This window comes from Paenibacillus sp. sgz302190, from assembly GCF_059820445.1.
This window is the reverse complement of sequence record NZ_JBZYAO010000007.1, coordinates 52220-67371: the sequence shown is the minus strand read 5'-3', so window position 1 is coordinate 67371 and position 15152 is coordinate 52220. Positions and strand designations below refer to the sequence as shown.

13 protein-coding genes are annotated in these 15152 nt (G+C 37.9%); 3 read left to right on the top strand and 10 right to left on the bottom strand.

The window, feature by feature from the left end:
- Nucleotides 1–199 precede the first annotated feature (199 nt).
- From AC6RNO_RS10695 to AC6RNO_RS10680, 4 genes are all read right to left on the bottom strand, one after another.
- Nucleotides 200–394, bottom strand: coding sequence for a hypothetical protein (locus AC6RNO_RS10695; protein WP_474680152.1), 195 nt, complete (start codon nt 392–394; stop codon nt 200–202).
- A 33-nt stretch (nt 395–427) separates the two neighbouring features.
- Nucleotides 428–913, bottom strand: coding sequence for a hypothetical protein (locus AC6RNO_RS10690; RefSeq protein ID WP_474680151.1), 486 nt, complete (start codon nt 911–913; stop codon nt 428–430).
- A gap of 56 nt (nt 914–969) precedes the next feature.
- Nucleotides 970–1497 carry a stage II sporulation protein M gene (locus tag AC6RNO_RS10685; protein ID WP_497105428.1) on the bottom strand — a complete coding sequence of 176 codons (528 nt, stop codon included), beginning with the start codon at nt 1495–1497 and terminating at the stop codon, nt 970–972.
- 87 nt (nt 1498–1584) lie between these two features.
- Complete coding sequence (locus AC6RNO_RS10680; RefSeq protein ID WP_497105427.1) at nt 1585–2409, bottom strand: helix-turn-helix transcriptional regulator; 825 nt, start codon at nt 2407–2409, stop codon at nt 1585–1587.
- 747 nt (nt 2410–3156) lie between these two features.
- Between AC6RNO_RS10680 and AC6RNO_RS10675 the strand changes: the two genes are divergently transcribed.
- Genes AC6RNO_RS10675 through AC6RNO_RS10665 form a run of 3 tightly spaced genes read left to right on the top strand, consistent with a single transcriptional unit; the run spans nt 3157 to nt 7719 of the window.
- Nucleotides 3157–4359 (top strand): hypothetical protein, encoded by a 1203-nt coding sequence (locus AC6RNO_RS10675; RefSeq protein ID WP_497105426.1) that lies wholly within the window; start codon nt 3157–3159, stop codon nt 4357–4359.
- A 32-nt stretch (nt 4360–4391) separates the two neighbouring features.
- On the top strand, nt 4392–6812 hold the full coding sequence (locus AC6RNO_RS10670; RefSeq protein ID WP_497105425.1) for a hypothetical protein: 2421 nt from the start codon (nt 4392–4394) through the stop codon (nt 6810–6812).
- A gap of 4 nt (nt 6813–6816) precedes the next feature.
- Nucleotides 6817–7719: an ATP-binding cassette domain-containing protein gene (locus AC6RNO_RS10665; RefSeq protein ID WP_497105424.1), complete on the top strand. Its 903-nt coding sequence runs from the start codon at nt 6817–6819 to the stop codon at nt 7717–7719.
- Nucleotides 7720–7879: 160 nt separating this feature from the next.
- Here the strand turns inward: AC6RNO_RS10665 and AC6RNO_RS10660 are convergent, their stop codons facing one another.
- From AC6RNO_RS10660 to AC6RNO_RS10635, 6 genes are all read right to left on the bottom strand, one after another.
- The gene (locus AC6RNO_RS10660) at nt 7880–8683 is read right to left on the bottom strand and encodes a hypothetical protein (RefSeq protein WP_497105423.1); all 804 of its coding nucleotides are present in this window, start codon (nt 8681–8683) and stop codon (nt 7880–7882) included.
- A gap of 34 nt (nt 8684–8717) precedes the next feature.
- Nucleotides 8718–9056 (bottom strand): DUF3139 domain-containing protein, encoded by a 339-nt coding sequence (locus AC6RNO_RS10655; RefSeq protein ID WP_497105422.1) that lies wholly within the window; start codon nt 9054–9056, stop codon nt 8718–8720.
- 302 nt (nt 9057–9358) lie between these two features.
- Complete coding sequence (locus AC6RNO_RS10650; protein WP_497105421.1) at nt 9359–10243, bottom strand: hypothetical protein; 885 nt, start codon at nt 10241–10243, stop codon at nt 9359–9361.
- Nucleotides 10240–11355, bottom strand: a complete 1116-nt coding sequence (locus AC6RNO_RS10645) for a DUF3696 domain-containing protein (RefSeq protein ID WP_497105420.1) — start codon at nt 11353–11355, stop codon at nt 10240–10242. The genes AC6RNO_RS10650 and AC6RNO_RS10645 overlap by 4 nt, the downstream gene beginning before the upstream one ends.
- A complete protein-coding gene (locus AC6RNO_RS10640; RefSeq protein ID WP_497105419.1) occupies nt 11349–12464 on the bottom strand; it encodes a GmrSD restriction endonuclease domain-containing protein in 1116 nt (371 codons plus the stop codon). The genes AC6RNO_RS10645 and AC6RNO_RS10640 overlap by 7 nt, the downstream gene beginning before the upstream one ends.
- Before the next feature lie 398 nt (nt 12465–12862).
- Complete coding sequence (locus AC6RNO_RS10635) at nt 12863–15022, bottom strand: CHAT domain-containing protein (protein WP_497105418.1); 2160 nt, start codon at nt 15020–15022, stop codon at nt 12863–12865.
- Between the last annotated feature and the right edge of the window lie 130 nt (nt 15023–15152).

Sequence of the window (15152 nt, the reverse complement as noted above, 5' to 3'; positions counted from 1 at the left end):
CAACCCTGGTCTATGATTTCATCAAGACTCCAAATTAATTCCCAACTTTTAAATCATACATGCATAATTCGTTCTTTTTGTGATATACTGCTAATAAAGCGGTGTCGGCAGTTGCTCTATGGAAAAAGGAATAGGAATAAGGAATGTATTAGTATTGTGAGGATCTAATACATTCCTTACTCCTTGTTGTTACCTTAGATTACCAAGCGATAATGGTTTTTCTTCCTGCCCATTTGATCAGGAGAGAAAGAGCGCCTTCCAGTGCAGCTGCCGCTCCGCCAGCAAGTCCAGCAATAAGCGTCAGTGCTGCGACAATGCTCCAGCCGTTCAAGATAGCGTCAATAACATTAGCTGCTACATCAGCCGCAATCCCTGTTGCTACTAATTCAAACATATTTTTCACCTCCTTTCGTGCCCCCAAATAAGCCTAAATGGCCAAGATTAATAAAATTCCTGTAACAATTTGAACCCCCTTGTCCTTTTTCATTTTTTCAAAATTATTAAAAAACAAAACATACAGAGTATACAAAAGAATAACAACAATGTTTATCCACAATTTACTGGATAAGACTCCAAAGACTAACATAAGCTGCGCCGTAATTAACAAAATAAATTTGAAGGTTAATGGAACAAAGTAAGATTCGTTAAGAAAAGTTCTCTCCTTCGAACCTTTATAAATGAACTTAAACACCAATTGAAGCAAAATCCTTATCAGGACCAAGATTACAGCCAAGACACCCAATGTCATTACGGTCCCAACCACAATCGCACCTATCAGTTGATCGTCCGATAAATTTGCCGTTTTATTAATTACAGCCAGAATCTCTCCCTTTTTTATAGTAAAATTCAATACGATTACTATCAGTATGTATACAGTCAATGTTAAGAAAAATAATAGCTTTTGATTCTTCATAGCGTCCCCCTGCATGATTAAAGGATCCCAGCATTCGCTGAGCTATCTTTAACGTTTTAAAAGTAACCTATTCTGATTGTCTCAGTAACTGCAGCCAAAACCATAAAAACCAAAGCAACCATAAGGTTCATAGGAATTCGCTCGCGAACTCCAATATTTTTTTTCTTTTTTAAAGAAGCCATTTCTAATATTTTCCCAGATATTTTAAATGCTATCGATAAAACCAACAATATCTGAATAGTCTCAAATATGAGATGCGGATAAGTTGCGAAAGCTGTTAAAATGCCATTTTTCTTAGCAATAACCGCGAAACTATCTCCGAATATAAAGTAAGTCAACATAACGGGAACAGAAGAACCTACATAAAAAAATATGGATAACAATAAAACTAGCAACGAAATTAAAAAGTTATGCGAAAGTATTTGAAAAAAAATACTGGCAAAGTTATTGCCGGAAAAGTCCATGCGAGTTATGTTCGAACCTTCATCAAATGCTAACCCATAAATGAAACCAACTGTTGTACTAGCGGCTATAATAATGAAAGTAATTTTATGCTCGATGGAAATAAACTCTTTAATTTTCAACCTCCCGCCTCCCTTAGCCATCACTCAGCTGCTTATAACCTAATAATACGCTAGCTGAACATCCTAGTAAATACCATAAATAGGGTATCATTTCATAAACTTTCTTATGAATCCCCCCTTATCGTAGCACTTAGTTTTGCTATAAATCTTTTTTAGAGTATGCCGCACAGTTGCTTCTGAAATACCTAAACATAAAGAAATATGTATTGCACTTTCATTATGCAGCCAACCAAATCCAATTTCCTTCTCCCGATTTGTCAGACCATACTGGTCAAAATGTTCATAAATTTTTGCTTTCTTCATGCCAGGATCAGCTAACTGAATACTAAATTCAATATCTGTCACTATCCGCTCCAGCAAAGGAACTATTAATTTTACATCATCTGAAATAGAAACCGAAATCTCCAAATAGCCGCGATTTTGGTCTTTGTGCTTAATCGGAGAACAAATACAATTCCATTTTTCAAAAATTTTTAAGCTATGCTCAAAACCTTTGACGGCCACTAATGAATCCATTTGCATGGCCATTGATATGCCATTTATTCCAGCATGTTCAAGACAAAAAGAAGTTCCAATGCCAACATCTACGGATTCCAAGTAGCTTATGATTGTATCGGGTCCCATAATATCAAGTACCGCACCGTCCTGGTTCGTAAGAATGATTAAATAAAGGCCCGACATTGTTTTTTTTAGCGGACTCACCTCTTCTTGCATGATTGAAACAAGTAATTGTTCTTTCTTTACAAGTTCTTGCCTCTGAAGTTTTCCTATTCGAACTGGAAGTTTGGCAGTGTCTGTCTTTATTCCCGTTCTATTAAACAACTCATTCCACAGATATATTTTCTTTATTTCCACATCGGAAAGATTAATCCATGGTTGTTGTGATACGGCAATTCCAAAAAGGTCAATCATTTGAATCCCCCTTATTAAATTTTACCCCTTATGTGAGTGGGAAGAAGCTGTTAATCAAGTACCTCCTTTGTAGTAAGTTTTATCTTACAATTATAATAAATAATAGTTAGGGTAGGGCAATAACAGATGACGCCTGTTTAAGCAATTATCAGGAAAATTTTGTATTATACATACATACTATTACTATTCCGGATAATTAAATATAGTAATATATTACTATTTTCCCCTTTTTAAAACTAAAAAAATGTTATTTTATGTAGAATTTTATTGATTAAATAATAATAGCCAAGACATTAGGCCCATATACGAAAAGAAGTTCATGCTTTCACTCGTGAAATAAAATGAACTTGACGATAGACTAATGGTGAAACGTTTGCATTAATTCAGGCAAGGCAGTCTCGAAATTAACGATTAATGTTATTTACATTTTTTTCCCGTTATGCTACGTTCAATTGGGGTATTTATCCTTTAAATCAATTCATTTGAAGCGACATCAGTAACAGGCGGAATTAGCAGTAAAACCACACGGGTTCCTCAAGCGTAAGTACAACCGCAAATCATTTCAATCCGCAATCCCTCTCGGCATCCGGAGTCCATGAGGTTAGTTACAACGGAGGGTATCGGAAGGATTCAACCAACATTAAATAACCGTCCTAATGTTTACTATTAAATAAATAAAAAGAGTTCGCCTTTCTGGAGTTCATATCGTCCAAAAGGCGAATTCCTTTTCCCTAGGAGTCAAACAAAATGAATAAGAAATCTTTTTGCTTTGCACTAATTGCCGCCATCATCCCCATCTGCTTATCGGGGTGCAATAACAAGGCGAATGATCCTGGCGAATACAACAGCGAGACGGACTACCAATATGTTTTTCACGAACAGAATCATAGGATTCAAACGGCAGCCAGCAAAAACGGCTATTACTTTTTAAATGCCAATTATATGTATTATGCCGACAAAAATACGATGAAGCCCGTGCTGCTGGACAATCGTCCAAACGCGGATTGCGACGATACCAAGATCGACGAGAAGCCCAACTGCCGCGCTTATTTCAACATACCGTCAGATAATGGATTTCTTGAGTATCAGAACGGAAAGCTGTATACCCTCCGGCTCAAACCCGGCTTTGAAAAAGAAAACTCCCAGAAAACGGAGCTTATTGAAGTATCTCTGGACGGGGCGAAAAGAAAAGAAATAATGACCTTCGATTTCCCGCCGCATGCCATTGCCATTCACAGGGGCGTCGTATATTACTCAACTTCGAGCTACACCAAGCAATCGGAATTAAATTATCAGATTATGAAGTACGATCTCAACGGTGGCATTTTCTCGAAACCGCAAGCCATATATACGGGAAGTCTTGAAGCCGGCCATATTTTAGATATCATTCCTTACCGCAGTAATGTTTACTTCTTCGAGTCAGGCAAAAACATGTACCGAACCATGCGGTATGACCTTAAGACCAGCAACGTCTCGCCCATGTTTGAAAATACCGACAATGGAAACGCCATAATCTCCGGAATTGCCGGCGATAAGCTATATTTCTCGTATTTTTACGGTGATGAGAACGACAGCCGATCTACAGTTCAGTACTCGTCGGATCTGGAAGGCAAACAAATAGAGGTTGTACCAATAAAAAGGAATTTTCTCACTCATTTATACGCAAGCGGTTCCTTTCTCTATGCAAGACCCGTATGGTTTTATCTAAACCGCGAAGAAAATAAACATATTGCTGACGAAATGACCGTATACGATCAAAAATATCAAGTTATCGATAAATTTAACCTTTCGTATCTGCCCTTGGCCCATAGCTTGAATCCCGGGGATGAGCGCTATATGTTTGCCCGGTTTAGTAAGGATGGCGCTGAGCATTTGCAAATATTGGATAAAAGTGACATCGGAACCGGAAACGCCGCATTCAAACCATTTATCGAAACCAAATATCATTAAATTACTTGAGCGCCTATCTGCGGAGGAACATCATGAAGCTGATCGGATACGAATTGTTGAAAATATGCAAGAGGAAATGGTTTGTCGCCCTTCTTCCACTCTTTTTGGTGGCCAACGCAGCCATTTATTATAAACAGGAGACGACAAATCACGGTTATACGATTGCCAATATCGGCGCTTACCGTGATTGGGAGCAAGCCTACAAGGTGCTGCCGATCCCTACTGCCAGTAAGAAGATTGCCCAGCAAAAAGAAGAGTTAAGTGCGTTCTCTACCTTGTTCTATGCCGCGCGGGATCCCGAGGACCCCATATTGAAGCAGTTTTCGGAGGATATTAAAAAGAATCGGCCCGAATGGGTACAATCATTCATAAACAGCGAATATGCGAACGACCCCGAGCGGTTGGGCCTGGATTTCTATCTAAGCGATCTGATTTATAAGCAATTCCAGGCGATCCAGGAACATCGTGACTACATCGGGGGCATGCAGCAGCGGGCTAATGACATGCTCTCCGTATCCATATTTCAAGAACAGAATTCATTTTCGTACCGCAATATTATGAAGACGGTTGGCGATTTTCAACATTTGGAGCAAATTCCGCTTGAAATCGGTCTGGAAACCGGCATCGTGTCGAGCACCCGATTTCAGGTCACGGACATTTTGCTGGCGATATTGATGTTTATGATTTGCATGCTTCTGTTTTTGTACGAAAAAGAAACCGGACTTGCGCTCCTTATCCGCACCAACAAAAATGGCAGAGCCCGCATCGCGGGGGCCAAGGTGTTCGCATTAGCGGCAGTGAGCGCCGTTTTGGCTTTTGTCTTTTACGGAACCATTATAGCCGCGGCCTACCTTTTATACGGATTCGGCGATTTAACGAGGCTTATTCAGTCCATGGCTTCATTCAAACATAGCAACTTGACATTGAACGTCGGCCAATATTTGGCGCTATTTTGGGCCGGCAAAATCGTCATGTCCGTGATTGCAGCCTTGGTTATTGCTGTTTTTTTCTTTGCCTTTCATCACGCAAGCAAAATCTATATGTACCTGTTGGCTTTTCTCGGAGTCAGCTATTTCGCCTATGTGCTTATCGATCCTTTGTCCTCGCTCAACCTGGCGAAGTATGTGAACCTTTTTTCATTTTACGATGTGTACGGGTTGATGGCTGAATATAACAATATTGACTTCTTTGGCTTCCCTATCAACCAGATTTGGGTAACCGGAGGCGCCATCGCCGTCCTGTTGCTCCTCTTTCCCGTTGCTATCATTCAAATCTATTCGCGAAAAACCGTCGGGGGTTCCCCCGCATTGTGGGCCGTCATATGGGATAAACGAAGGGCTTTACTTCCCTTGTTCCGCTCCAGGGGTCATGTGAACCTGCTGCGGCACGAGCTGTTTAAGACTTTTGTCACGGGCCGCTCCATACTTGTGATCCTTATCACTCTCTTTTTCGGGTACAACGCTATTGATTCGCAAGCAATCCGCTTCAATGAAGAGGATGCCATCTATAATACTTACCTGCGTTCTCTGTCCGGTGAACTTACCGCGGAAAAAAAGAATGATATCGAAGCGGAAAAACTCAAGTTCGACGAGCTTGCAAACGCTCAAAAGGAAGTATTCGAGGCTTATTCGGCAGGCCGGATTTCACTACGCGAGTACACGGAAAAGCTTGCTGACCTAAAACTATTTGCGCTCAAGCGCAAAGCTTTCGATAAAGTATACCGCCAATATGAACATTTACTGAAACTGCAGCAGGAAAAAGGAATCGACGGGCACTTTGTCAATCAACTTTCATCGGACTATCTGTTCGACAATCATTTTCGCGATATTACCAATAGTATCGTTTACTCTATCCTTTTGACCCTATGTCTTAGCACGATATTTACGATCGAATATAAGACCGGCATTATGGCTATTTTAAGAGCTTCTTCAAAAGGCCGGCTTTCCTTATTTGCAGTGAAGAACATCGTAGCTGCTTTTTGCGCAATATTGCTCATGGTTATTATTTATTTACCGCAATACGCAAATTTGCTCATAAGCTATAATCCAATCCATTGGGATGCGCCGATCCAGAGCATTGCGCTTTACGGAGAGCTTAATTTGCCGGTTGACGTTCGGACGTTTGTGATTGTTGTAAGCTTGCTCCAGTTGCTTGGCGCTTTAGCCATTACACAATGCGCTCTGTATCTGACCCTTCTCGTGAAAAAGCAATCCTGGTCGCTATTCATACTGTCCGCCGCGCTCGTGATACCGTTATTGATCGAATATGCAGGTCTTGACTTTATCCGCCTGTTTTCATTCAACAATGTCAGCCTCTTGTTTACTGAGCTCGCAAACGGCGTCCACCTGCAGCCTACCATCTATTATTTCTGCGCATTATGGGCGCTTGCCGCTTGGTGTTTGAGAATGTCATGGCACAAGCACAACGCGACCCCATCGAAAAAAGGGAGTTGATCAAGTGCAGCTTACAATAAATCATGTCAGCAAACACTACAAACAGGGGAAAAAAGCCGCCTTGGACAACATCAATTTGGAGCTTACTCCCGGGGTATACGGCATTCTGGGGCCAAACGGCTCCGGCAAATCGACGCTCATGAATATCATCACGGATAACCTGCTGTCGGATACCGGCGAGGTCAGCTTCAACCATACCCCTATTCGCCGGTTAGGTAAAGCTTATCGAGAAATATTGGGCTACATGCCGCAGCAGCAAGGCTTGTACGATGACTTTACCGGGCATCGGTTTCTGTGGTACATGGCCGCTCTAAAAGACATGAAAAAAGAAGCAGCAAGGACGCAAATCGATGATTTGCTCCAAATCGTAAACCTGCAGCAAGACGCGCACAAAAAACTAGGCTCCTATTCCGGCGGCATGAAACAGCGAATCATGATCGCCCAAGCGCTGCTAAACGATCCCAAAATCGTTCTGTTGGACGAGCCGACCGCCGGTCTTGACCCAAAAGAACGAATCCGAATACGAAATTTTATCTCGGCAATCTCATCGAATAAAATCATTCTGATCGCTACGCATGTCGTCTCCGACATCGAATCTATCGCCAAGCAGATCATATTTCTGAGGCATGGGAACATTGTACTGCAGAATGACCCGTATTCGCTGCTGGAATGGATGAAGGACAAAGTGTACACGGTATATGTATCGGAGAAGAATCAACTGGAAAGCATTGAACAGCAGTACAAAGTGAGCAATATTACCAACGAAAAAGAAGGCATCTGCGTCCGTATCGTAGGCGATCATCCGCCGGAGAATCTGGCCGCGACACCCGTCAAGCCGAACCTGGAAGACGTCTACTTGTATCTCTTCGAGCAAGAGAATGCCAGCGGTTCGACGGTGTCGTTATAGCGTTAACGTGTTGCTGGCCGCCACCTTATGCGCTATGGCAGGGTCTCAGCGCTCGTCTTGACGTTCTTGCCTGGCGGTGGGTAGTCCCGTGTGCCCATTGGAAAGCCTCCCGAGCCTGGGAGGCTTCTTTCCGCGGCGGCAAATTTGTTCCATTTTCGCTTTACTTACATGTAAATTGTTTTACTGCGTCATTGATCTGTTTTTCAAACATATAGCGGCCGGGGTCATAGGGATCTAAATTATTTATATTTTTCAAACCATAGCCTTTTAAGCCTTGAGCTTTAAAATCCCCATTCTCTTCAATTAGTATCGCAGGAGCAGACCATGCGTAGCCATCCTGCATGACAATCCAAACATTTACACTGGTTTCGTACTCATAAAAATCAACCATATAAATCTGGGCATTGGCCCATTTTTCTTTTTCCTCGCCACTAATTAAATCTTTACAATAGGCAAATACATAAGTTTCTACAGCTGCTATCATTTTATCTTTTCGAGGCGAATGTCCGTAGTTTGGATTATGAGGTTGCTCTACCGTTACCGAAAATTTGCCGAAAACCTTATAATTTCCTTTCGGTGCATTACTTTCGTTTTCTTCAACAATACCATCAAAATACACGATCCCATGATCAACCTTGATTATCGCCAACCAATTGCCGATATTAGTATGGAGAAATACTTCATTCGGGTTGCTTTCGTAAAGTCGAGTGTCGGCTTCTATTTTTTTGCCGATATAGGGATCAAACTCTCCTTTATTTCCGTTTACTTTTTTCGGATAAAACCATAACCGATAGTTGATATACACTTCAAATGCATTTTTTATGTTATTTGTCGTGAAGCCAGGGGGCAACATTTGATCTGCCCCTACAGTGGTATTGGCATCGTTACCAATCTCTTTTACACAAGAGCAAACAAGCAGCATTATGCACGTCAGTAATATAATGAATGCGGTTCTAGTACTCATATTTCACGAGTCCTCACTTCTTGTTCCATTTGAATCAATTATTCTTCTCAAAGTGCTTGTAGTTTTGCGGATCGTATTTGTCTTGAGGCGGGAACTGATACCAGCTATTTGATACGGAAGAATACGAATACAGATAGACATAATTCGGTTCATCTTTGAAAGTAACATATACAGGATACTTTGGAAGAATACTTAGTTCACACTTGATGCTTAATATCTCATCTTCGTTATACCCTTTTGAATGTATTAAATAATTATGCATCTTCTTTTCTAGCTGATGAATATCAACCTTAATCTTTATAAAAATACCCAGAACTGACAGTAAAATCAGCATAAAGATTAATAGCAAAATTTTTCTTTTGAACAACCCCATCACGTCTTCAAGCTAAATTAAATGTTCGTTATATACAACAGGACACATTAGGCACACTCCAGAGACCCCATAAACCCTTACCCCATATGAGTTACTTCCACCGCACAAAAAAAGGAACCCGGCCAACGGGGCGTGGGTTCCGAAATTTCAGGGGTTTTTTGGGATGTGGGAGATAAGGAGAACTAAGGCGTAAAGCCTTGTGTGGCAAGGATTTGAACGATTTTCTGAAAATGAAGGCATTTCATTTTCAATGGACCGCGGAAAACTGAATCTCTCAAATCATTTCAAAAATCATTTCAAATTTATAGATGTTCACCAATATGTGCAATTAATAATTTTCCATCGTGTATACTAGGCTCCCCCTGAAAAAAATAAATACGATCAAATCTGTATTTAGTATCTCCACTACTACCAGTACTTTCTAGCTTAGTGTGTGGTTCACAAACAAGCATTATTTTTTCTCCAGAGTTTTTAGTAAACACAAACGAAAAACGTCTTTTAGCAGAATCACTATCACCTTCGAGTGTACATGCTATCTCAGCAGTACTTGAAAATACTTTTAAAACTTCACTTAGTTGCCTCCCCTTACATTCTCTGTAAATTCCGGGAAATTGGTCATTCAAAGCAGATAAATGACGTATTATTTCTCTGCTATATTCCCTTAGAGGCGCACTTAAAGTGTCCAAAGATTTTTCAACTTGTTCATGGAAATGTAAGTTTGGAAAACTATATCTCGCTACTCTTAAAAAAGCTATTTTATCATCTTCACCATGAAGATAAATTCTACGTCTGATATGTAGATCCTCAAGATCGTAGATATAGTAGTGCGATTCATCTGTTCCATACAGACAAAGAAGACTAAACTCTCGACTACCTTCTACGCTCTGAATTTTTGTTAAAAACGTTTGAAGTTCATTATTATCAATTTCTTCAGAAGTATTAATAATCAAATTTAATAACCGCTGCTCATCACGCATCTTGCTGGTTTGTGTATCATACAGCCAATCACAAAGAAGTGTGTCTTCCTTAAACCGAATGTTGTAGATTTCTTGATTGTAATAAACTTTATCACTAGCTATTTTGGCTTGCTCAGCAACCTCTTGAATAATTTCTAGTCTGCTATGTAAGTCTTCCTGTTCACCTGCTAATAAAAATGAGTCATTATGAAGGCAAAGTACGAGACTCATTTGGCATTCCCCTTCTCTCTTTTCAAAAACATTAGTTCCTTCAAATCATTTTGTTCTTGATCAAAGAAACCTATTGGCCAATCAGTTAACTCTCCATTTTCCTTAAGTTCCAACAACTTAACACGTATACCCTCATCTTCTTGTGAAAAATATTGGATACCTAGATCTTTTGCGCGACCCGAACGCGCCATAAAAATGCGTATCCCATTAATGACGTGTTCACTATGTGTTTCAACAATCACTTGTACACCTGCTAAAGATAGTAATCCCAAGTATCTACCTATCCTAGACTGCCCCATAGGATGTAAATGCGCTTCTGGATTCTCAACAATAAGAACAGGGTTAGTTCCAGTAGAGAGTTTTAACCCTGCAGTAACTATTGGCAAGGTATAACTAATTCCGAATCCAGTGTTGGGGGGAGAACAGTACCTTATATCAGCAGTTGCATTACTGAACTTCATTGTCAATTTATTCAAATCGTTAATAGTTTCATATTGAAATTTTAAATGTGGAAACAAAAACTGCATCCATGCTTCTACTTGATGAGAGAACTTTGTTGAATTTTCATTTTGCATAAGAGCTTCATGAACTAAAATCTTCATAGTATCAGCTATGTATATAGAATGATAGACAAACTCTCCTTGACATCCAATATCAATTAAAGTACTTGACGGCATATCCAGGGATTTTCTGGGGCCTAATCTCTCTGCATGTAAATACTGAAATTCTCCAGATAAATGATCTTCTGTACTGGAACTGATCATGCCTTTCAATAAATGCGACGCATCTCTTCCATCAAAAGTAAATGAAAATACCTTTGTGTCTCCATTAGTATTCTCTAATGTTACATCTACTTTTGGTACTGCAGGATTAGAAAAAACACTCGACGCTTGTCCCATCTGCAACATGAAGGGACCGTTTATTGAGATGTCTAATTCTCTACCAACTCCACTAATTCTTTCTTGTTCAATTGCTTCACGTGCAAGTAATAGGGATTGAACCACACTCGACTTTCCACTTCCGTTAGCACCTACTAAAACAGTGACTGGTTTTAAGTCAATTTTTTTATCTATGAAACATTTAAAATTCTCAATTTTAATTGAATTCAACATTTAAATATCTCCTTTAGCATACTATGAATAGTCTTAAATTGTATATTAATACTTGCTACGCTTGCAGTAGATCTGTTTAAGGTTTGTGCGAATTCGAAATTTTGATAACAAGTATCTGCGAGTTTCCATAAGACAGCATTTCCAGCATTCCTTACATTTTCTACATCATAATACGCTAGTTCAACACTAAGGGATGTAAAAAGGGTTTTATTAAGAGGTTTATTTCTAGCTTTTGTTTCATCAAGTTCATACGGAAGTATGCGTCGAAACGCTAGATTTCCAAACAATATTCTTGCATTTTCCATCGATCTTTTGAAAGCAGTTTCGTAATTATATAAACTGTCTACTTGCATATTAAGCAACTTCTCAAAAAAACTGTCTAGAAATTCTTCTAATCTTCTATAACCGAATATCGTAACATCATTTCGATTATAAGCATCATAAAATGCACAGAATCTTAAAACTAGTTCTTGAAGCAACATTCGGGGATCTTCCCTATAGTTGGCTATATATTGAAAATTAGGATCATTCACAAGATTTACAAGAAATCTACGAACACTATCAGTAGCTATAGAATTTCTAATCTCTTGGGAGTTAAGAGGTACCCCCCCAGTATTAAGCCTTCTAAACAAGTCAAATTTAGCTTGTAATGGAGTCCGTGAGTCAATCACATTAAATGTGAGGTTAGCATTAAATATGCGTTGCTTATATTTTAAAGGAAGTTCATTGAACCTATATCCTTCACATTTCCATAAGTATTGTAGCCCTTTTAAAGTAAACCCATCGTTAATAAATTCATATATAGTTGATAACCGCTGCAATCCATCTACAATCTCCCATTGAGCATTTTGATTTTCAGCAGCATAAAATATGGGGAGTGGATACAAAAGCATTAGTGATTCAATAAGTAGAGATTTTCGTTCTGGTTCTTTCCAAACATAATATCTTTGAAAATCTGGATACAGATTAATTGAATTCTCATTAATCATGTTTATAATCTGCATTACTGAAACCATTCTCAGGTTTACACGAATTTGATCTATATCAAAGGGTTCATCAGAAGAATAATCATTAGAATCTCGATACATATCTTTAAAGTAGTCTGTCAAAATTTCCCCCCCCTTATGTAAATCATTTTAACATACTGGGTATATTATTTAAATTGCATTAGTTCAAACTGTTTACATAAAGTACAAGTCTACAGTTTCTTACAGATGTGTCCATAGTCTCGTAATCCGCCCTACACAAAAAAGGAACCCAAAGCACCGAGGCGTAGGTTCCGAGATTTTAGTGATTTTTTAGGGGTTGAGCGATAAGGAAAACTAAGGCGCAAATCCTTGTGTGGAAAGGGTTTGATCGACTTTATGAAAATGAAGAAAGTTCATTTTCAATGCGCCGCGGAAAGCCGAATCGCTCAAACTTTCAAATCTATCACTGCTCAGTATCCAATCCTAACCATTCCCCATAAAGAGCAATCGTAATATGATTACAGACCACTAATGAACCGCTATTCAAATAATATTAATTCTGGTGACCCTAAAGACACATATAATAGACTTCTATAAGTAATTTTATTATTTTCAAGAAGCCTTCTGTACATTTTGCCATGGCTGTCATTTAATTTCGTTAAAAATTCCTCAACTTGATCATGGAAATCTAAACTTACATCATTAAGGTTTCTTTGCACACAGTAAGTTCTGTACTTTTCAATAATAGACTCATCATTACTACAAACAAAATCAAAGCTATCAAATAAATACATTGCCTTAAAGCATGAATGTAATACTTCACTCCAATATACACTCTGCTCCATCTTTCTTGCTTGACTAATATGATATAAGACTTGTAAAATCAAATGATGAGTGTAGTCTCCCGGAACCTCAAAATGCGTTCCTATTACTGATAACGCCCCTGCACTAATAAAGCTATTGGCTACATCATAACAAGTTCCCCAATTTACTTGTGTTTCACAAGCCCCTAAAATTACTATCTCAGGAACATTATCTATTTTGTTTGCTATCTCTAAAGAAAAGACTCGGTCTTCTCCAATCTGCAAAAACCCTACATCATTTTCGTCCTCATCTTTAAACGAACCATGCCCAAAATAAATCAATAAATTAGAGGGATCGTTTTCACTAAATGCCCTAAAAAACTCATCTTTATTTTTAGGCTCAAAATAATGGAAGGATACGTCCAACTGATTTTCCAAAATAAAATCTTCTATAAATCTTTTTATTCCTACTGCTAAATAATACAAGGAGCTGTCATCTGGATCATTTTTATCTATTGCATTTATTAAAAAAATCGATAAGCTTTTCTTTTTAATAATATATAAATTTTGCAATGAAGAATGTCTTAAAACGCTATTGAATGGAGTAATAGGAATTCTACTCATACTAACAAGAATGGCTAGTGGTACTCGATTGACCTGTAGCCATTCAATTGGTAAATCAGAAATGACTTTCAAATGCTTTGCAATTTTGATAATATCATGTATCTTATTGGCATTTAAGTATTCAGAAAGAATGTCTGATATTTGATAGATATTCTTATTAAATACCTGTGTACTGACAGATAAATAAACATTTGCTTTTTTCATTTCCTTTATTCTCAGAACTAATTCATTAGTCGGAATGTTATCTGTAATAATGTATGGATTACTTCGAGCATAAGTAAAAAATATATCAAGTATGCTTAGAAAATCGAGCTCTTTTCGTCTATCTTTTATAACTTCTATCATAAAATCATTTTCTATTCCCAAAGAATCAGAAGGTATTTCATTTCTAGTTAGTTTTTTTGAGAATCTTTCTACTTTGTTTTGTATAGAATGATTCGCAGCAGGATTATTATTACCTAATGTGAAGTTATGCATTATTTCATCTTTATTTACTGATGGAATACATACAACGACATCCAGAAAAAAATCTTTTATACAATCAAAATTATTTATCACAGTATTTAACATTAAATCATAGTCATTTTTATTTGATTCCTTTAAATACCGTTGGAAAATTTTTTGATCTATCTTAACTCTTTTTAAAAGTTCTGATAATAAATTATTCATGTTAACAAATGAGCCATTTGGGTCAATCTTATACTTTACAAACGAAATCAATATAAGTAGATACCTCTCGCACACTTGGAATTTAAAACTATCTTCAACAAGTTGTAAACTTCTTCCCTCGGTAATTTGCATGAATTTTCCACTATCAAAAGGTAGATTTAAAATTCTATACCATTGCTTGTAGACTTGAATTAATAAATCTTCTTGCGAGAAAAGCAATGTATCCTTAATAACATCTTTTGATATTACAGGGTTAGTAGTCTCCATTGTGATTTCTTTAACACTCTCTGTAGACACTCCTTGACAAATAAAGATACAAGCTAATGTATTACTCTCAAATAACTTTAATTTCCCGAGAAAATCATCTTCCCTAATTGTTGTAATATCGTAATAAATTTCCCTCATCATTATTTTGCCCAATTCATATTGGTAATTATCACCAATCAATTCTTCCGATGTTGCTGGTAATTTATATAACGTTCTATAGAAATCTATATTCTCTAATATTGTTTTATCAAATCTGTTGACAGCGGAAATAGATCTAAATACATTATCTGTATAATTAAAATTTGGTAATACAATAAAAAAATGAATTAAAGCCAAATTGATATCTTCTCCTTGTCGTGAAAAATTGTGAATGAATTGATTTTAAGATACTCCTCGTTAGCACGCATTACTTTAGAACAATTTGTTCCAATTAAAGAATTAAAATACCCCAACCACTATATCCAGA

Coding starts and splice junctions, on each gene's coding strand:
- AC6RNO_RS10670 (WP_497105425.1), top strand. CDS start 4,392: ATGAAGCTGATCGGATACGAATTGTTGAAAATATGCAAGAGGAAATGG.
- AC6RNO_RS10680 (WP_497105427.1), bottom strand. CDS start 2,409: ATGATTGACCTTTTTGGAATTGCCGTATCACAACAACCATGGATTAAT.
- AC6RNO_RS10655 (WP_497105422.1), bottom strand. CDS start 9,056: ATGGGGTTGTTCAAAAGAAAAATTTTGCTATTAATCTTTATGCTGATT.
- AC6RNO_RS10645 (WP_497105420.1), bottom strand. CDS start 11,355: ATGTTGAATTCAATTAAAATTGAGAATTTTAAATGTTTCATAGATAAA.
- AC6RNO_RS10650 (WP_497105421.1), bottom strand. CDS start 10,243: ATGAGTCTCGTACTTTGCCTTCATAATGACTCATTTTTATTAGCAGGT.
- AC6RNO_RS10675 (WP_497105426.1), top strand. CDS start 3,157: ATGAATAAGAAATCTTTTTGCTTTGCACTAATTGCCGCCATCATCCCC.
- AC6RNO_RS10690 (WP_474680151.1), bottom strand. CDS start 913: ATGAAGAATCAAAAGCTATTATTTTTCTTAACATTGACTGTATACATA.
- AC6RNO_RS10695 (WP_474680152.1), bottom strand. CDS start 394: ATGTTTGAATTAGTAGCAACAGGGATTGCGGCTGATGTAGCAGCTAAT.
- AC6RNO_RS10660 (WP_497105423.1), bottom strand. CDS start 8,683: ATGAGTACTAGAACCGCATTCATTATATTACTGACGTGCATAATGCTG.